Raw genomic sequence first — 17,425 nt, forward strand, 5'->3', positions numbered from 1 at the left:
CTTGCCGACTTTCCTCGTATCAAGAAGCCCGTTCATGGCCCAGCCGTCCACTACCTACAAGTTTGAACTGAACCTCACCGACCTCGACCGCAGTGTCTACGAGAGCGTCAAGCAGACCATCGCCCGTCACCCTTCGGAAACCGAAGAGCGCATGACCGTGCGCCTGCTGGCCTACGCCCTCTGGTACAACGAGCAGTTGTCGTTTGGCCGTGGTCTGTCAGACGTGGATGAACCTGCGCTGTGGGAAAAGAGCCTGGACGACCGTGTTCTGCACTGGATCGAAGTCGGCCAGCCAGACGCCGATCGTCTGACCTGGTGCTCGCGTCGTACCGAGCGCACCAGCCTGCTGGCCTACGGCAGCCTGCGCGTCTGGGAAACCAAGGTGATCCCGGCGATCAAGAACCTGAAAAACGTCAACATCGCAGCGGTTCCGCAAGAAGTGCTGGAAACCCTGGCCAAGGACATGCCCCGCGTTATCAAGTGGGACGTGATGATCAGCGAAGGGACGATCTTCGTCACCGACGATCGTGGTCAGCACGAAGTCCAGTTGCAATGGCTGCAAGGTGAGCGCGGCTGATCCCGCGTCACCACCGGAATAATCCCACGTAATCAAGAGAAGTCTCCGTCACCCCATGCGTATCGAACCTCGCCAACTGCCTGCCACTCTGCCTTTTCTCGGTGATCTGCCACCGCTGTTGACCCGCTTGTACGCGGCGCGGGGCGTGCAATCCGAGGCGGAGCTGGACAAGAGCCTGGCGCGGTTGATTCCGTTCCAGCAGCTCAAGGGCATTGATGCGGCAGTGGACCTGCTGGTGACGGCGCTGGAGCAACGTCAGCGCATTCTTATCGTCGGCGACTTCGATGCGGACGGCGCGACGGCGAGTACCGTCGGTATGCTCGGCTTGTGCTTGCTCGGTGCGGCCCATGTCGATTATCTGGTGCCGAACCGTTTCGAATATGGCTACGGCCTGACCCCGGAAATCGTTGAAGTTGCGCTGACCCGCGAGCCGCAATTGCTGATCACCGTCGACAACGGCATCTCCAGTGTCGAAGGCGTGGCAGCAGCCAAGCGTGCAGGTCTGAAGGTCTTGATCACCGACCACCACTTGCCCGGCGATGAACTGCCACTGGCCGATGCGCTGGTCAATCCGAACCAGCCCGGTTGCGAATTTCCGAGCAAGGCGCTGGCCGGCGTCGGGGTGATTTTCTATGTGTTGATGGCGTTGCGCGCACGCTTGCGCAGCCTCGGCTGGTACGAGAACAAGCCGCAGCCGAACATCGGCGAACTGCTTGATCTGGTGGCGCTGGGCAGCGTCGCTGACGTGGTGCCGCTGGACGCCAATAACCGGATTCTGGTGCATCAGGGCCTCGAACGAATTCGCGCTGGACGCGCACGGCCGGGGATCAAAGCGATCCTTGAAGTGGCCAAGCGTGACGCTGCACGTATTACCTCCACCGATCTCGGTTTCATCGTCGGCCCGCGCCTGAATGCTGCCGGACGGCTGGATGACATGAGCCTGGGCATCGAATGCCTGCTCACCGCCGACGCCAATCAGGCCCGGGAAATGGCCGCACAACTGGACGGCATGAACCAGGATCGTAAATCCATCGAGCAGGGCATGCAGCGTGAAGCGCTGGCGCAGCTCAAGGACTTGCCAGTGGAGTCAATGCCGTTTGGTTTGTGCCTGTTCGATCCGGAGTGGCACCAGGGTGTGATCGGCATCCTCGCGTCGCGTATGAAAGAACGTTATTTCCGTCCGACCATTGCCTTTGCCGATGCGGGCGATGGTTTGCTCAAGGGCTCGGGGCGTTCGGTTCAAGGTTTTCACATTCGCGATGCCTTGAGCGTGGTAGCGGCGCAGCATCCAAACCTGATCGCCAAGTACGGTGGTCACGCAATGGCGGCCGGTCTGACCTTGCCACAGGAGAATTTTCCGCTGTTCGCCGAGGCCTTTGACGCTGAGGTGCGTAGGCAACTTCGCGAAGAAGACCTGACCGGGCGCATGCTGACCGATGGCACGCTGGCGGTTGAAGAATTCCACCTCGAACTGGCCCGCGCCTTGCGCCATGCCGGGCCTTGGGGGCAGCACTTCCCGGAGCCGCTGTTTCATGGCGTGTTCCAGTTGGTCGAACAGCGGGTGGTCGGCGAGCGGCACCTGAAAGTGGTGCTCAAGAGCGAGTGCGGCTCGGTGAAACTGGATGGCATTGCCTTTGGTATTGACCGCGATATCTGGCCGAATCCGACGATTCAATGGGTTGAACTGGCTTACAAGCTCGACGTTAACGAATTTCGGGGTAACGAGACTGTGCAACTGATGATTGCTCATATCGAACCGCGCTGACCCCTTCGCGAGCAGGCTCGCTCCCACAGGTACGGTGTTGTCCTTGTGGGAGCGAGCCTGCTCGCGAAGGCGGACTTTCACACACAGAATTACTCTGAACCCTCCCTCATCCCCGGTTGTCGACTAGGCTCTAAGCACTGCTTGATTGGCCTTGTGACGTCTTGTCGAATTTTTTGCCCGCGGGGGCGGGTGCTGCACCTTTTCCTGTCACTCGTCGACTATTCAAACAGAACCCTGGAGCCTGCCCACTGATTTGAGAGGTGCCCCATGAGTCTGCTGCTTGAACCCTTCACCCTGCGCCAACTGACCCTGCCCAACCGCATCGCCGTCTCACCGATGTGCCAATACTCGAGCGTCGACGGCCTGGCCAACGACTGGCACCTGGTGCATCTCGGCAGCCGCGCGGTGGGTGGTGCCGGTCTGGTATTTACCGAAGCCACGGCGGTCACAGCCGACGGGCGAATTACCGCCGAAGACCTTGGCCTGTGGAATGACGAACAGATCGAACCGCTGCAACGCATCACCCGCTTCATCACGTCCCAAGGCGCGGTCGCCGGCATTCAACTGGCCCACGCCGGGCGCAAGGCCAGCACCCATCGGCCGTGGATCGGCAAGCATGGCAGCGTCAAACCCGATGATGGCGGCTGGACCCCGGTCGGGCCCTCGCCGATTGCCTTCGATCCGCAACACACGCAACCGAAACAGCTGGATGAAGGGCAGATTGCCGACGTCATTCAGGCGTTTGTCGATGCCGCCAAGCGCGCGCTGAAGGCCGGCTTCAGTGTGGTTGAGGTGCATGCCGCGCACGGTTATCTGCTGCATCAGTTTCTTTCGCCGCTGAGCAATCAGCGCCGGGATCAGTATGGTGGTTCGTTTGAAAATCGTATTCGTCTGGTGCTGCAAGTGACTGAAGCTGTGAGGGCGGTCTGGCCTGAGGAGTTGCCGGTGTTTGTTCGCGTGTCCGCGACTGACTGGGTGGAAGACGGCTGGAATCCGGACGAAACCGTAGAGCTGGCGCGGCGCCTGCACACCCTTGGCGCGGATCTGATTGATGTGTCGTCGGGTGGGACGGCGGCCAACGCGGAAATTCCGGTCGGGCCGGGTTATCAGACGCGCTTCGCCGAACGTGTGCGCAAGGAGTCAGGCATCGCCACCGGCACCGTGGGAATGATTACCGAGCCGGCGCAGGCCGAGCACATTCTGCGCACCTGTCAGGCCGATATCATCTTCCTCGCCCGCGAACTGTTGCGTGATCCGTATTGGCCGCTGCACGCGGACGATGATCTGGGTGGGCGCAAAGCGGTGTGGCCGGCGCAGTATCAGCGTGCGACCCATCGTGATCAGCCGATTCATGAGTCTGATTTGCGCGATTGAGTCAGTCGCGGTAAAGCAAAAAAGCCCCGGTCAGTGATGGCCGGGGCTTTGTTTTTTATCTGCTGAATGTTGTTTTGCCTGTACGGCCTTCGCGAGCAGGCTCGCTCCCACATTGGATCATGCCGGTCATGACTTTTGTGATCGGCCGAGATCAACTGTGGGAGCGAGCCTGCTCGCGAAGAGGCCCGCCCAAACGCTAGAGCAACCTCAAGGGTACTTACGCTTGTCCGGCGCCGGCGGGAAATACTGGTACAACCAGGTCTCGCTCAACGTGCGGTCATTTGTGCGAATGAACAAGCGCAGTTCCACCGGCTCCACGCTGTCATTGGTCGGGTACCAGTCGAACAGGATCCGGTAACCCTTGATGTCATCCAGCACCAGCACGCTGAAGTCCTGCACCTTGCCGTTCGAGCAGGTCACTACCGGCTCGATCCCGGTACCCTGCGGCAGACGATCCAGACCACCACCGGTGAAGTCCACGGCAAAACGACGTGCCCAGACCGGCGGATAATGCTCGCCCGGTGCCCAACCTTCGGTGAATCCGCCCATGCCGGAACGGGTCGCGTGCACCCGTGCCAACGGCGTACCCACTGGCGGCAGCGCGCTCCAGTACAGCTTGTAGCCGTAGTTCAGCGAATCCCCGGCAGCCACCGGTTTTTTCGGTGTCCAGAACGCCACGATGTTATCGAGGGTCTCCCCGGTCGTAGGAATTTCCAGCAGATCGATAGAGCCTTCACCCCACGCGGTGGTCGGTTCTACCCACAGGCTCGGGCGCTTGCTGTACCAATCGACAGTGTCCTGATAGTTGGCGAACTCGTGGTCGGTCTGCACCAGCCCGAAACCCTTCGGATCCTTGTCGGCAAACGCATTGAATTGCAGGGTCGCCGGGTTGTTCAGCGGGCGGCAGATCCACTCGCCGTTGCCGCGCCGCATCGCCAGACGATCCGAGTCGTGGATCTGCGGGTGGATGGTGTCGCACATGCGGCGCTCGTGGGTGCCGCAACTGAACATGCTGGTCATCGGCGAGATACCCAGTTGCTCGATCGCCGTGCGCGCATTGATGTGCGCATCGACTTCCATCACCACGCGCTCGGCCTGGCAGTCGATGTCGAAACGGTAGGCGCCAGTGGCACTCGGCGAGTCGAGCAAGGCATACACCACAAATCGGGTGGCGTTCTTGTCCGGTGTCTCGAACCAGAACTTGGTGAAGTCAGGGAATTCTTCGCGTTTTTTCGCGTATGTGTCGATCGCCAGGCCGCGCGCCGAGAGGCCATATTGGCCAGTGGCGTCTACCGCACGGAAATAGCTGGCGCCGAGGAACGACAACACATCGTGACGATCCAGCTCCGGCGCTTTGAACAGCTTGAAGCCGGCAAAACCGAGGTCACCCTTGAGCTGCTGGGTGTCGACTGAAGTGTTTTCATAGTTGAACAGCGCCGGGCGGAAATGCACTTCGCGGGCAGTGCGGGTCTTGGCGTCGACGCTGTACATGCGCACCGGCTGACGGAACCCCATGCCGACGTGGAAGAACTGCACGTCCAGCTGACCCTTGTTTTCCTTCCACAGCGAATGCTCGCCGTCGTAGCGGATCGCATTGAAGTTCTGCGGGGTCATGGTCGCCAGGGTCGGCGGCAGCACCTGTTTGGTGTCCTGATAGGCGCTGCCAGCCAGTTGCTTGGCCTGGCGCTTCAGCGCTTCGAAGTCGAAGGCCTGAGCCTCGCCATCGGCGGCGCCGCCATTGGCCGCCCACGCACGGCTGGCCAGCAAGCCAGTGGCCGAAAGACCGGTGTAAGCCGCAATGGCCATGGACGCTTTGAGCAAATTCCTGCGGTGCATAAATACAACCTGTCGTGTGCAATCCCGCGCCGTTCCTGGCACGTGCTGGATCAGAAATAACGGTTCGGACAAGCCTTCGGCCAAACGCAACGGACTATTAACAGATGCCCGCTAGCTTAAACGGTTCGCTCGCAATGCAAAATTCGTTGATTCACCGCGCCAGTGTGTCAATGAAACAAGACATGTCGGTTAAAAATCTGACAGGGCGTTCTGATTTACACGGCATATCTGCTTTTTTCGACTAATTACTCTAAAAACCGCTTTTCAGCGCCGATTTAATTTCTATTCTATGGGCATGACCGGTGCTGACCGGTAGGGCACACGGCGCTGCTGTAAGGGGCAGGGCGATGTGGTGGTTTAGCAATTCTTTGAAGTATTGAAGGACATCGTCCATGGCAAAAATACAAGGGATCACCGACATGTTGGGCATCTTTCCCTGCCTCGGCAGCGGCCGCAAAAGGCGTCGGCTCAGCTCTGACGAAGTGAAGCTGGTGGAGCGTTATCGGGAGCTTTCGGAGAACGACCGGATTGCGATGCGGTATCTGGTGGATGCGATGCGGAGTGTTTCGCGGTTTTGAGTGGAAATAAAAAGGGGCGGACTGAAAGGTCCGCCCCTTTTTATTTGGATCAGCTACACGTTCCCAGGACTGGATACGGCCGTTGGCCGTGTATCAACTCCGGCACATCCCGCCATTTGACCCACGCCTGCTGTTGCCAGTGCAGCAACGGCACGGTGACGCCTGCCCAATGCATCGAACTCAAGCTCGGATGGTTTCCTACTGGGCTTGAATGGGTGTCGCGCAGCATCGGGATGACTTCATGGCTCAGCCATTGGCGCAGGTGTCGGTTTTCCGGGACGAAGTGATGGACGAGCAGGGCGAACAGGCCGGATTCGCTGACCATCGCGCAATCGATGATTTCGCCGTCCCGACGCAGAAGGACATGGCGACGCTGGTCGGGATCGAGTTTCAGGGTGAGGCGTTCGTTTAGCGGATAGCCCATCAGGCGACCGAGATCCTGAACACAGAACCAGGCTTCGTGATCTTGCATGAAGGCGTGGAGGAAACGGTTGTGGCGGGTGAAGGCGGTGGGGGTGAAGAAAGCGGAGGTTTCAGAAGGAATTTGTACGTGGTTAGGCATTTGTCGACTCCAATATCGAGAATAGAGCCGCCACTCAAATGAGCGCGGTTGCGCCATGTTGATTTTGTTCCGGCTTCGACACCGGGCTGCTGATGTCACAGCCGGAAAGAAGACTATCTGCCGTGTGCTCTGCGCACCAAGTCTGTTCTATCGACAATAACTGTAGGAAATGGGGCTTTTTCAGGAAGGCTGCATCTGTAGGAAATGCCTGTTTTTGCACTCGCTGCAGTCCGTCTGCATCTGAAGCCTGTTTTTTCGTTTATTCATGAAAACCCAAGCAATGAACTGCAGGTTTTCTTCATGTTGATCGAATTCTCGGTATCCAATTACCGCTCATTTCGGGATAGGCAAACCCTGTCCATGGCGGCGAGCCCTCGTCTGAGCAAAACGCGCAATACGTTCAAAGCCTCCACGAGCGCAGAAAAGCTTCCGGAGCTGTTGAAGGTTGCAGCTATTTACGGTCCGAACGCCTCCGGAAAGTCTTCACTGATCCGCGCACTGGGCATCGTCGGACGCTTGCTAGCGACACCACGTGGTTCAAATGACGACGCGCTGCCTGTTTCACCCTTTCGATTTGATTGCACTCTGAGCGATGCGCCCAGTGTCTTTGAGTACGACTTTATTCAGGGCGGACTGCGCTATCGGTTTGTCCTCGGGCTGACCGCGCAGAGGATTGTTCAGGAACAACTGACTGCTTACCCGAAAGGTAAGGAAACACTGCTTTATGACCGCCGGTTTGATGCTGAAGGTGAGCATTACCTGTTTGGTAAAGCCCTTGAGGGCGGCAAGGAAGTGCATTGCGCCTGGCGTCGATTGACCAGTCCGACGATGCTGTTTATTGCACAAGCCGTCACTCATAGCAGCGAAGAGTTGAGTCAACTGGGCACTCCATTCAGTTGGTTTCAAACCGGTCTGCTAGTCATTGAACAAAACAACATGCTTGGCTTATCCACAGCCTCGATTCGCTTTCTGCAAATGGTCAAAAATCATACGAGCAACCTGCGCGATTTTCTCAGTGCGCTGGATATTCCTGTGTCTGCGATACAACTCGACCCGGATGACGCCTGTGCAGACTTGAGCAACAGAAAACTGACCTTGAAGGAGTTCTTCGCGGCGGCTCAAAGGGACAAACTGACCCTCACGCATTCCAGCATTTCAGGCGATGCGCAGTTCGACTTCTCGGAGGAGTCTTGCGGTACCAAAAACCTGATTGGTTTCTGGTTGCCCTGGTTCATGATGAATCAGACCGGCGGCAGTGGGATCCTCTGCGTCGACGAACTGAATAGCAGTCTTCATCCCGAAATCGTCGCTGACTTGATCGCAAAGCATCTGGACAGTGGGTTGGATACCCAACTGATTTTCACGACACACGATACCCATCTGATGAATGAAAAGATTCTGCGGCGTGACCAGTTCTGGATTACAGAACGTGATGCTCATGGCGCCACAAGCCTGTTTTCCGTACACGATTTTGGCGGCCGGGAAAGCGAGGATGTCGAGAAGCGTTACTTCGAAGGGCGTTATCGCGGGCTGCCGCTGATAAGGCGGGGGTGAGGGTAGTGAGTTCGTTCAAATCGTTCGATCGCAAGGCTTCCCGCTTCAAACCGCAGCCTAAGGTGCTGGTATTGTGTGAAGACAGTAAGTCAGGGAAACGTTATCTGGAGGAAGCCGCGTTTTATTTTCGGGCCAAGGCCCAAGTTGAGATCGTCCACTGCGGTGTTACACATCCAAGCGGCATTGTTGAGCGAGCAGTCGTAAGGCAAAAAAGCTTCGATAAGGTGTTCTGTGTTTTGGATCGAGACACCCACATGTGCTTCGAGCGAGCGTTGAATGTGGCGAAGTCTTATCCAAAAATCCAAGTCATCGCATCTTATCCGTGCTTCGAGTTTTGGCTACTACTGCACTTTGGCTACAGTCGAAAACCGTTCAGCACAGCCGGGAAGAACTCTCCGGCTGATTTGGTGACCAAGAGCCTCAGAGCAAAACCCAGCATGGCTGACTATCAGAAAGGCAAAGACGTCAGCTACTTCGCTCAGCTACTCGGAAAGCCATTTCAGCAGGCAAGAGCGCTGGCCCCCAAAGTTCTTGAGGATGTCGCCCTCAGTGGCGAACACAACCCAAGCACTGAAATTCACCTTTTGATGGATGAGTTCGAAGCCCTCTCAAAGCCCCAGCCGATTGACACATAAGTCCTCTCCGAGCCTCCCCCCATTGGCCTGGCTCAGTAGTTGAGAGGAGACGTTGCTGGCAGGCGCTGGCTGAACCAAGGCCATTCAGTCGCCATCCACTGTAGGAAACAAGATTTTTCCTTGAAGGTCACGCCTGTAGGAAATGCCTGTTTTTGCATGGGTGCCAGCGAGCCCGCCCCTAACCAGTGTTTTTTCCGTTATTTGTTTGAATCTCGCGCATCGCTACAGATGCTCGGCCCTTGGTTTCCGGGCTCAAAGGATTGTGACGAATAACGGAGAATTCAATGAAGGTGTTTCTCAAGCAGATCAACGGCCCTTGGGATAAGGGCTGGGGGAAAATTTACGTCGCAGCGCTAACTTGGAAGTGAACTCAATGACGACTGTATTTATTGCCGGCTCTATCAACATCAAGAACCTTGATCCGAAGGTTAAAGAGCGTATCAATAATATCGTGGCGTCTGATTTTGAGGTGGTGGTTGGGGATGCAGGTGGCGCCGATACCTCCATTCAGGAGTACCTGCTGAGTCTCGAACGATCCAGAACCACGGTGTTCTGCAGCGGTTCGGCGCCGAGGAACAACCTTGGGCACTGGCCCGCCAGAACAGTCGACTCCAAACATTCGAAAGGGTCGAGAGTTTTCTTCACCGAGAAAGACGTCGTCATGGCCGAAGCAGCCGACTACGGCTTGATGATCTGGGATGCAAAGAGCACCGGCACGCTCAGCAACGTCATTGAATTGTTGTCGAGAAAGAAGAAGTCGCTTGTTTTCGTCAACAAGGAAAAGGAATTCAAAGTAGTCGGAGACGTCAGTCAGCTCGAAGAGTTGATTGCATTCATGTCCGATCACGCCAAGCAAAAAGCCAATGAAAAAATCAAACTGTTCGATCGTATTTCCTTGCTGAAACACGATCAGGCAGAGCTTTCTTTTTGATGGTTTTTCTCGGTTTTCCTGAACCCCGGCACCTTGTCGATGCCGGGATCGCAGGCTCTTAGCGACTCACCTTCCACGCATCCCCAGCCGGCGCCTTGCCATGGTCATACGGCTTGCCAATCCACATATAAACCAGCCCCAAACCAATCACGATCGCCGTGCTCAACACCATCGCGTAATTCACATACCAAGCCGCATCCGGCGTGCGTGGCCAAGCCATGTTGATGATGGCGCCAACGCCATACACCAGCGCGCCGACATTCACTGGCCAGCCCCACGCGCCGAGGGTGAATTTGCCGCTCGGTTTCCAGCCTTTGCTGCGGGCGTACAGCGCGGCCAGGACGATCATCTGGAACGCGAGGTAGATGCCGATGGCGGCGAAGCTGACGATGGTGGTGACGGCGTCTTGCAGGAAGAAGCCGAGAGCGATGATCAGGGCCGGCAGGACGCCGGACACGAACAGTGCGGCAACCGGTACTTGGGTGGTAGGAGAAATCTTTTTCAGCAGTCGGCTGCCGATGACCATTTCGTCGCGAGCGTAGGAGTACAGCAGACGACTCGCCGCGGCCTGTAGGCTGATGACGCAGGAGATGAAGGAAATCATCACCACGCCCATCACCACTTTCGAGCCGACCGGGCCGAAGGCGTTGTCGAGGATGGTGGTGACCGGGTCTTTGTCGGTGCCGTTGATCACGGCTTGCATGTCCGGCACGGCGAGGATCAGAGCGAGGCAGGCGAACATCGCTGCGATGCCGCCGATGTAGATGGTCATGCGCATGGCCACCGGGATTTTTGCGCTCGGGTTCGGGGTTTCTTCGGCGACGTCGCCACAGGCCTCGAAGCCGTAGTAAAGGAACATCCCTGCCAGCGATGCGGTGAGGAACGCCGGCAGGTAAGAGCCGTCGACGCTGATGTCGAAGGTGTTGAACAGCACGCTGAGCGGCTGATGACGTTCGAAGATCAGCAGGTAAACACCGACGATTACCGCGCCGACCAGTTCGCAGAGGAAGCCGAACATGGCGATGCGCGCCAGCACTTTGGTGCCGCTGAGGTTGACCAGCGTGGCGAACAAGGTCAGCACCAGAGCGATGACGATGTTGGTGTTGTTGCTCGGCTCAAATCCCAGCATGGCGGCCAGGTACGGGCCAGCGCCGACTGCAACGGCAGCGATGGTCACGCAGAGGGCGATGGAGTAAATCCAGCCGACCATCCACGCCCATTTCTTGCCGACCAATCGGCGTGCCCAAGGGTAAACGCCGCCGGAAATCGGGAACTGCGAAACCACTTCGCCGAAGATCAGGCACACCAGCAACTGACCGCACCCGACCAGCAAGTAGGCCCAGAACATCGGTGGGCCGCCGGCGGCGAGGCACAGGCCGAAGAGGGTATAAACCCCTACGACCGGTGACAGATAAGTGAAGCCCAAGGCGAAGTTTTCCCACAGGCTCATGCTGCGGTTGAAGTTGGAGGTGTAGCCCAGTTTGCGCAGTTGTTCGGCATCGCTGTCGGCAACGGCTGTGACGAGATCGGGTGAGGAACTCATGTGTGATTGCTCCGTGAAATCGGCAGATTTCGGATGGCCGAGGCCATGGCGGGGCTTTGTGGGCGCCGCCCGGTTCGGTAGTTATTGTTTTGGGATCCTGGTGGTGCGTAGTGCCGGTTTCCTTCCTGAAACCGAGGTGACGCCTTCGCGAGCAGGCTCGCTCCCACAGGGGGAACGCATTTCAATTAATGTGGGAGCGAGCCTGCTCGCGAAGCTTTTAAAGACTTAGTGCTTGAACATCACATGCCGAACCGTGGTGTAGTCCTCCAGACCATACATGGACATGTCTTTCCCGTAACCGGACAATTTCTGACCGCCATGGGGCATTTCGCTGACGAGCATGAAGTGCGTGTTCACCCACGTGCAGCCGTACTGCAAGCGTGCCGACAGGCGATGCGCGCGTCCTACATCCGCTGTCCACACCGAGGAGGCGAGGCCGTAATCCGAATCGTTGGCCCATTCCAGCGCCTGCGCTTCATCGGTGAATTTGGTCACCGAGACCACCGGGCCAAACACTTCGCGGCGAACGATTTCGTCGTCCTGCTGCGCATCGGCCAACACGGTCGGCTCGAAGAAGAAACCATTGCCATCAACAGCCTTGCCGCCAGTGATCAAACGAATGTGCGGCTGCGCCACAGCACGCTCGACAAACCCGGCAACACGGTCACGATGCTGCGCCGTAATCAACGGCCCCAGTTCAGTCGAAGGATCATCCTGCAAACCGTACTTGATGCTGCTGACCGCCGCGCCGAGCTTCTCGACGAACTTGTCGTAAATGCCTTGCTGCGCATAAATCCGGCACGCGGCAGTGCAATCCTGGCCGGCGTTGTAGAAACCAAACGTACGAATCCCTTCCACCGCCGCATCGATATCGGCGTCATCGAAGATGATTACCGGCGCTTTACCGCCCAGTTCCATGTGCATGCGTTTAACGCTGTCGGCAGTGCTGGAAATGATGTTGGCGCCCGTGGCGATGGAGCCGGTCAGCGAAACCATGCGCACTTTCGGATGGGTAACCAGCGGGCTGCCCACGGTAGGGCCGCGACCAAACACCAGATTGAGTACGCCGGCCGGGAAGATTTCCGACGCCAGTTCGGCCAGACGCAACGCGGTTAGCGGGGTTTGTTCCGACGGCTTGAGCACCACGGTATTACCGGCCGCCAGCGCCGGGGCAATTTTCCAGGCGACCATCATCAGTGGGTAGTTCCACGGCGCGATGGAGGCAATCACGCCGACCGGATCGCGGCGGATCATCGAGGTGTGGCCGGGCAGGTATTCGCCAGCGGCCGAACCGCTCATGCAACGGCTGGCGCCGGCGAAGAAACGGAACACGTCGGCAATCGCCGGAATTTCGTCGTTGAGCGCGGCGCTGTAGGGTTTGCCGCAGTTGTCGGATTCCAGTTTGGCCAGTTCTTCGCCGTGGGCTTCGATGGCGTCGGCGAGTTTGAGCAACAGCAGCGAGCGGTCTTTCGGCGCGGTTTGCGACCACTCGGCGAAGGCGTTGTCGGCGGCGCGTACGGCGGCATCGACCTGGGCTTCGCTGGCTTCGTTGATTTCAACCAGGACTTCGCCGAGCGAGGGATTGAGCACTGGTTGCGCCGGGCCTTCGCCGTTGACCAGTTGGCCGTTGATCAGGAGTTTGGTTTGCATGCTTTTGTCCTCTTTGAATCTATTATTTTTCTGCCGAAACCGGATTGAAACTGTGGGAGCGAGCCTGCTCGCGAAAGCGCTGTATCAGTCGACATCAATGTCGGATGTGGCGGCCTCTTCGCGAGCAGGCTCGCTCCCACAGGGGGATTTTTGGTGTCTGTTAGATATTTATTTACCGCCACTGCCGGCAACGCTCTCGCCACCACGCGTCAGGTAATACGCGCCGAGGATCGGCAACATGGTCACCATCATCACCAGCATGGCGACGACGTTGGTCACCGGCACATCCCGTGGCCGGCTCAGTTGATTGAGCAGCCACAACGGCAACGTGCGCTCATGCCCGGCGGTGAACGTGGTGACGATGATTTCGTCGAACGACAACGCAAATGCCAACATGCCGCCGGCCAGCAACGCCGAGCCGAGGTTGGGCAGGATGATGTAGCGAAAGGTCTGCCAGCCATCGGCGCCGAGGTCCATCGACGCCTCGATCAAGCTGTGCGAAGTGCGGCGCAGGCGGGCGATAACGTTGTTGTAGACGATCACCACGCAGAAGGTCGCGTGACCGACGATGATGGTGAACATCCCCGGCTCGATGCCCAGCGTTTTAAACGTCGCCAGCAGCGCGATCCCGGTGATGATTCCCGGCAGCGCAATCGGCAAGATCAGCATCAGCGAGATGCCCTGTTTGCCGAAGAAATCCCGACGATAAAGCGCGGCTGATGCGAGCGTGCCGAGCACCATCGCAATCAACGTGGCGATGGCTGCGATTTGCAGCGACAGCTTGATCGACTCCAGAACATCCGGTCGCGAAAACGCCACGCTGAACCAGTGCAACGTGAAGCCCTTCGGTGGAAAGCTGAACGCGGCTTCTTCGGTGTTGAAGGCATAGAGGAAGATGATCAGTATCGGGAAGTGCAGAAACAGCAACCCGCCCCAGGCCGCGATCTTTAAGCCTGATGATGCTTTCTCAGAGCGCATCGAAAGCCCCCAGTCGTTTGACGATCGAAAGGTAAACTGCGATCAACACAATCGGCACCAACGTAAACGCCGCCGCCATCGGCATATTGCCGATCGCACCTTGCTGCGCGTACACCATGCTGCCGACAAAATAGCCCGGCGGCCCGACCAGTTGCGGCACGATGAAATCACCCAAGGTCAGCGAAAAAGTGAAGATCGAACCCGCCGCGATGCCCGGAATCGACAGCGGCAAAATCACCTGCATAAAGGTCTGACGCGGCTTCGCACCAAGGTCAGCGGAGGCCTGCAACAGCGATGGCGGCAGACGTTCCAGCGACGCCTGAATCGGCAGGATCATGAACGGCAGCCAGATATAGACAAACACCATGAACCGCCCCAGATGCGAGGTCGACAAGGTGCTGCCGCCGACGCCGGGAATCCCCAGAATGAACTGCAACACCGGCTCCAATCCAAGGTGCTGCACGAACCACTGCGCCACGCCGCCCTTGGCCAGCAGCAACGTCCACGCATACGCCTTGACGATGTAACTGGCCCACATCGGCATCATCACCGCGATGTAGAAAAACGCCTTGGTCTTGCCCGTGGTGTAGCGCGCCATGTAATAGGCGATCGGGAACGCGACGATGGCGCTGGCGATCGACACGACGATGGCCATGCTCAGCGTGCGCAGGATGATGTCGAAGTTCGACGGTTGAAACAGCGCGGCAAAATTCGCCAGGGTCAGGTCAGGGGTGACCGCCATGGTGAAGTCGTCGAAGGTGTAGAAACCCTGCCACAACAGCACCAGCAACGAGCCGAGATAAATCGCGCCAAACCACAGCAGCGGCGGCACCAGCAGCATCGATAAGTACAGGTTCGGCTTGCGGTAGAGCAGGTTGGAAAACCTGCGCAACGGCGGCGATGACGTCATCGCGAGCGTGCTCATGTCACACCCCGCTCGGCACGGAGTCGTGCAGCGGAATCATCGCTTCCCGCGCCCAACGCGCGCTCAGGCGCTGGCCGGTCTGGTGCTGTGCGCTGCTGTCGATCCACTGATTGTTGGCGTGACGGATGCTGAGGGTCTGGCCGTTTTCCAGTTTCAATTCATAACGCGTGGCGCTGCCCTGATATTGGATGTCGTGGAGTAACCCGCTGACTTCGATTTCGTGACTGGCCAGCGGGCCTTCGGCAAAACGCACGTGCTCCGGGCGGATCGAAAACGGCTGCGGATGACCGCTGATTTCACGCGCCAGATCGCCACGAATCACGTTCGAGGTGCCGACGAATTCGGCGACGAAAGTGGTGGTCGGTTTCATGTACAGATTGCGCGGCGTGTCGACTTGTTCGATGCGGCCTTTGTTGAACACGGCGACGCGATCGGACATCGACAGCGCTTCGGTTTGATCGTGAGTGACGAAGATGAAGGTGATGCCGAGTTGACGTTGCAGCTTCTTCAGTTCGCTTTGCATTTGTTCGCGCAGTTTCAGATCGAGCGCACCCAAAGGCTCATCGAGCAACAGCACGCGCGGGCGGTTGACCAAGGCGCGGGCGAGGGCCACACGTTGGCGCTGACCGCCGGACAACTGCACTGGTTTGCGTGCGCCATAACCGCCGAGGGCGACCATGTCCAAGGCTTCTTCGGCACGTTTGTGACGTTCGGTTTTGCCGACGCCTTTGACCTTCAAACCGTAGGCGACGTTGTCGAGGACGTTCATGTGCGGGAACAGCGCGTAATCCTGAAACACCGTATTGACGTCGCGTTGATACGGCGGCAAACCCGCCGCTTCGGCGCCGTGGATACGGATCGAGCCGGCGCTCGGTTGTTCGAACCCGGCGATCAGGCGCAAGCACGTGGTTTTGCCCGAGCCGGAAGGGCCGAGCATGGAAAAGAACTCGCCGTCCTCGATATCGATGGAGACCCGGTCAACGGCTTTTACGTCGCCGAACTGCCGGGAAACGTTGGTGAACTGGACTGCAAGCGTCATGGTGCGGTGCTCCGGTAAAACGGGCTTTCAAAAAAGTCGTGTGTGCGTCGAAAAGATCGCAGCCTGCGGCAGCTCCTACAGTAGGTGTGCAGGGCGCTGAAATTGCTTTTAGCTCCCTCTCCCTCCGGGAGAGGGCGGGGGGTGAGGGTGGCGGTTTCGGCCAGTGCTCTGAGATCAAGAGCAAAGGCAAAAGCTACCCCTTCACCCCAGCCCTCTCCCCCAAGGGGGAAAGGGGGCAGACCGCGTCGTTATTGAGAGCTAGCGGCCGCCCATGATCGCGATGTAGTCCTGGGTCCATCGGCTATACGGCACAAACTTGCCGGCTTCAGCCTGCGGGGTTTTCCAGAAAGCGATCTTGTCGAACTGGTCGAAACCGTTGGTTTTGCAGCCTTCAGCGCCGAGCAATTCGCTCTCCTTGCACGCCGCTGGCACCGCCGGCAACGAACCAAACCACGCCGCCACATCACCCTGGACTTTCGGTTTCAGCGACCAGTCCATCCACTTGTACGCGCAGTTCGGGTGTTTGGCCTCGGCGTGCAGCATCGTGGTATCAGCCCAACCCGTAGCGCCTTCTTTCGGAATGGTCGAAGCAATCGGCTGCTTCTCGTTCATCAAACCGTTGACCTGATACGGCCAGGCACTCGACGCCACCACGCCTTCGTTTTTGAAGTCGCTCATCTGCACCGTGGTGTCATGCCAGTAGCGGTGGATCAGCGGCTGCTGCGCGCGTAACAGATCGAGCACGGCTTTGTATTGATCTTCGGTGAGCTGGTACGGATCCTTGATGCCCAGTTCAGGCTTGGTCGATTTCAGATACAACGCCGCATCGGCGATGTAGATCGGCCCGTCATAGGCCTGCACGCGGCCCTTGTTCGGCTTGCCGTCGGGCAGATCCTGCGCGGAAAACACCACGTTCCAACTGGTCGGTGCGGTCTTGAATACGTTGGTGTTGTACATCAGCACGTTCGGGCCCCACTGGTACGGGGTGCCGTAAGTCTGCTGGTTGACCACGTACCACGGCGCGTCTTTGAGGCGTGGGTCGAGGGTGTTCCAGTTCGGGATCAACGCGGTGTTTATCGGTTGCACACGCTTGCCGACGATCAACCGCAGCGAGGCATCGCCCGACGCGGTGACCAGGTCGTATCCGCCCTTGGCCATCAGGCTGACCATCTCGTCCGAGGTCGCAGCGGTCTTCACATTGACCTTGCAGCCGGTTTCCTGCTCGAAACCGGTGACCCAGTCGTAGGCTTTATCGCTCTCGCCACGTTCGATGTAACCCGGCCACGCAACGATATCCAGCTGACCTTCGCCAGCCCCGACAGCCTTCAACGGCTCGGCAGCTGAAACGCTTGCGCTGGCCAGCAGGGCCGTGGTGATTGCACTGAGCAGTGCGGTCTTGTGCACGAACATGGTTGAACCCTCTTCTTTAAATTATGGTCGGGGCAGTTGTGAACGCGGTGAAGCATGCCGTTAACGGC

At 58.2% G+C, this 17,425-nt stretch carries 15 protein-coding genes; 7 read left to right on the forward strand and 8 right to left on the reverse strand.

Translation table 11 applies throughout. The features are described 5' to 3' along the window. Positions 1-34 precede the first annotated feature (34 nt). The 3 genes from ACRRSD_RS20630 to ACRRSD_RS20640 all read left to right on the forward strand — a co-directional run bounded on the left by ACRRSD_RS20630 (position 35) and on the right by ACRRSD_RS20640 (position 3,716). The gene (locus ACRRSD_RS20630) at positions 35-577 is read left to right on the forward strand and encodes a YaeQ family protein (protein WP_007908961.1); all 543 of its coding nucleotides are present in this window, start codon (positions 35-37) and stop codon (positions 575-577) included. A gap of 55 nt (positions 578-632) precedes the next feature. Next, on the forward strand, positions 633-2,342 hold the full coding sequence (recJ, locus tag ACRRSD_RS20635) for a single-stranded-DNA-specific exonuclease RecJ (protein WP_435035047.1): 1,710 nt from the start codon (positions 633-635) through the stop codon (positions 2,340-2,342). 267 nt (positions 2,343-2,609) lie between these two features. Further along, positions 2,610-3,716, forward strand: a complete 1,107-nt coding sequence (locus ACRRSD_RS20640; RefSeq protein ID WP_095119340.1) for an NADH:flavin oxidoreductase/NADH oxidase — start codon at positions 2,610-2,612, stop codon at positions 3,714-3,716. Positions 3,717-3,923: 207 nt separating this feature from the next. Here ACRRSD_RS20640 and ACRRSD_RS20645 read toward each other — a convergent pair whose 3' ends face one another. Next, positions 3,924-5,552: a glucan biosynthesis protein D gene (locus ACRRSD_RS20645; RefSeq protein WP_435035049.1), complete on the reverse strand. Its 1,629-nt coding sequence runs from the start codon at positions 5,550-5,552 to the stop codon at positions 3,924-3,926. Positions 5,553-5,944: 392 nt separating this feature from the next. Here ACRRSD_RS20645 and ACRRSD_RS20650 point away from each other — a divergent pair, with 392 nt between their 5' ends. Next, positions 5,945-6,130: a hypothetical protein gene (locus tag ACRRSD_RS20650; RefSeq protein ID WP_007908956.1), complete on the forward strand. Its 186-nt coding sequence runs from the start codon at positions 5,945-5,947 to the stop codon at positions 6,128-6,130. A 49-nt stretch (positions 6,131-6,179) separates the two neighbouring features. Here the strand turns inward: ACRRSD_RS20650 and ACRRSD_RS20655 are convergent, their stop codons facing one another. After that, on the reverse strand, positions 6,180-6,692 hold the full coding sequence (locus ACRRSD_RS20655) for a BRO-N domain-containing protein (RefSeq protein WP_435035051.1): 513 nt from the start codon (positions 6,690-6,692) through the stop codon (positions 6,180-6,182). Between the two features lie 300 nt (positions 6,693-6,992). Here ACRRSD_RS20655 and ACRRSD_RS20660 point away from each other — a divergent pair, with 300 nt between their 5' ends. The 3 genes from ACRRSD_RS20660 to ACRRSD_RS20670 all read left to right on the forward strand — a co-directional run bounded on the left by ACRRSD_RS20660 (position 6,993) and on the right by ACRRSD_RS20670 (position 9,812). Then, entirely contained in the window at positions 6,993-8,246 is a 1,254-nt protein-coding gene (locus ACRRSD_RS20660; protein WP_435038526.1) for an AAA family ATPase, read from the forward strand. Next, positions 8,243-8,881, forward strand: coding sequence for an RloB family protein (locus ACRRSD_RS20665; protein ID WP_038357775.1), 639 nt, complete (start codon positions 8,243-8,245; stop codon positions 8,879-8,881). The genes ACRRSD_RS20660 and ACRRSD_RS20665 overlap by 4 nt, the downstream gene beginning before the upstream one ends. 373 nt (positions 8,882-9,254) lie before the next feature. Further along, entirely contained in the window at positions 9,255-9,812 is a 558-nt protein-coding gene (locus ACRRSD_RS20670) for a hypothetical protein (RefSeq protein ID WP_435035053.1), read from the forward strand. A 58-nt stretch (positions 9,813-9,870) separates the two neighbouring features. Here ACRRSD_RS20670 and ACRRSD_RS20675 read toward each other — a convergent pair whose 3' ends face one another. The 6 genes from ACRRSD_RS20675 to ydcS form a co-directional block, all read right to left on the reverse strand. Further along, a complete protein-coding gene (locus ACRRSD_RS20675) occupies positions 9,871-11,355 on the reverse strand; it encodes an APC family permease (protein ID WP_435035055.1) in 1,485 nt (494 codons plus the stop codon). 225 nt (positions 11,356-11,580) lie between these two features. Further along, a complete protein-coding gene (locus tag ACRRSD_RS20680; RefSeq protein ID WP_435035056.1) occupies positions 11,581-13,005 on the reverse strand; it encodes a gamma-aminobutyraldehyde dehydrogenase in 1,425 nt (474 codons plus the stop codon). A 168-nt stretch (positions 13,006-13,173) separates the two neighbouring features. Then, positions 13,174-13,983 carry an ABC transporter permease gene (locus ACRRSD_RS20685; RefSeq protein WP_435035057.1) on the reverse strand — a complete coding sequence of 270 codons (810 nt, stop codon included), beginning with the start codon at positions 13,981-13,983 and terminating at the stop codon, positions 13,174-13,176. Continuing rightward, positions 13,973-14,893 (reverse strand): ABC transporter permease, encoded by a 921-nt coding sequence (locus ACRRSD_RS20690; RefSeq protein ID WP_008081597.1) that lies wholly within the window; start codon positions 14,891-14,893, stop codon positions 13,973-13,975. Before ACRRSD_RS20690 ends, ACRRSD_RS20685 begins: the two co-directional genes overlap by 11 nt. 16 nt (positions 14,894-14,909) lie before the next feature. Then, entirely contained in the window at positions 14,910-15,947 is a 1,038-nt protein-coding gene (locus ACRRSD_RS20695) for an ABC transporter ATP-binding protein (protein WP_435035058.1), read from the reverse strand. A gap of 258 nt (positions 15,948-16,205) precedes the next feature. Beyond that, positions 16,206-17,357, reverse strand: coding sequence for a putative ABC transporter substrate-binding protein YdcS (ydcS, locus tag ACRRSD_RS20700; protein WP_435035060.1), 1,152 nt, complete (start codon positions 17,355-17,357; stop codon positions 16,206-16,208). Positions 17,358-17,425: the final 68 nt, after the last annotated feature.

This window comes from Pseudomonas neuropathica, assembly GCF_051174785.1.
Classification (GTDB): domain Bacteria; phylum Pseudomonadota; class Gammaproteobacteria; order Pseudomonadales; family Pseudomonadaceae; genus Aquipseudomonas; species Aquipseudomonas neuropathica_A.

Coding starts and splice junctions, on each gene's coding strand:
- ACRRSD_RS20695 (WP_435035058.1), bottom strand. CDS start 15,947: ATGACGCTTGCAGTCCAGTTCACCAACGTTTCCCGGCAGTTCGGCGAC.
- ACRRSD_RS20650 (WP_007908956.1), top strand. CDS start 5,945: ATGGCAAAAATACAAGGGATCACCGACATGTTGGGCATCTTTCCCTGC.
- ACRRSD_RS20660 (WP_435038526.1), top strand. CDS start 6,993: ATGTTGATCGAATTCTCGGTATCCAATTACCGCTCATTTCGGGATAGG.
- ydcS (WP_435035060.1), bottom strand. CDS start 17,357: ATGTTCGTGCACAAGACCGCACTGCTCAGTGCAATCACCACGGCCCTG.
- ACRRSD_RS20645 (WP_435035049.1), bottom strand. CDS start 5,552: ATGCACCGCAGGAATTTGCTCAAAGCGTCCATGGCCATTGCGGCTTAC.
- ACRRSD_RS20630 (WP_007908961.1), top strand. CDS start 35: ATGGCCCAGCCGTCCACTACCTACAAGTTTGAACTGAACCTCACCGAC.
- recJ (WP_435035047.1), top strand. CDS start 633: ATGCGTATCGAACCTCGCCAACTGCCTGCCACTCTGCCTTTTCTCGGT.
- ACRRSD_RS20655 (WP_435035051.1), bottom strand. CDS start 6,692: ATGCCTAACCACGTACAAATTCCTTCTGAAACCTCCGCTTTCTTCACC.
- ACRRSD_RS20640 (WP_095119340.1), top strand. CDS start 2,610: ATGAGTCTGCTGCTTGAACCCTTCACCCTGCGCCAACTGACCCTGCCC.
- ACRRSD_RS20670 (WP_435035053.1), top strand. CDS start 9,255: ATGACGACTGTATTTATTGCCGGCTCTATCAACATCAAGAACCTTGAT.
- ACRRSD_RS20685 (WP_435035057.1), bottom strand. CDS start 13,983: ATGCGCTCTGAGAAAGCATCATCAGGCTTAAAGATCGCGGCCTGGGGC.
- ACRRSD_RS20690 (WP_008081597.1), bottom strand. CDS start 14,893: ATGACGTCATCGCCGCCGTTGCGCAGGTTTTCCAACCTGCTCTACCGC.
- ACRRSD_RS20680 (WP_435035056.1), bottom strand. CDS start 13,005: ATGCAAACCAAACTCCTGATCAACGGCCAACTGGTCAACGGCGAAGGC.
- ACRRSD_RS20675 (WP_435035055.1), bottom strand. CDS start 11,355: ATGAGTTCCTCACCCGATCTCGTCACAGCCGTTGCCGACAGCGATGCC.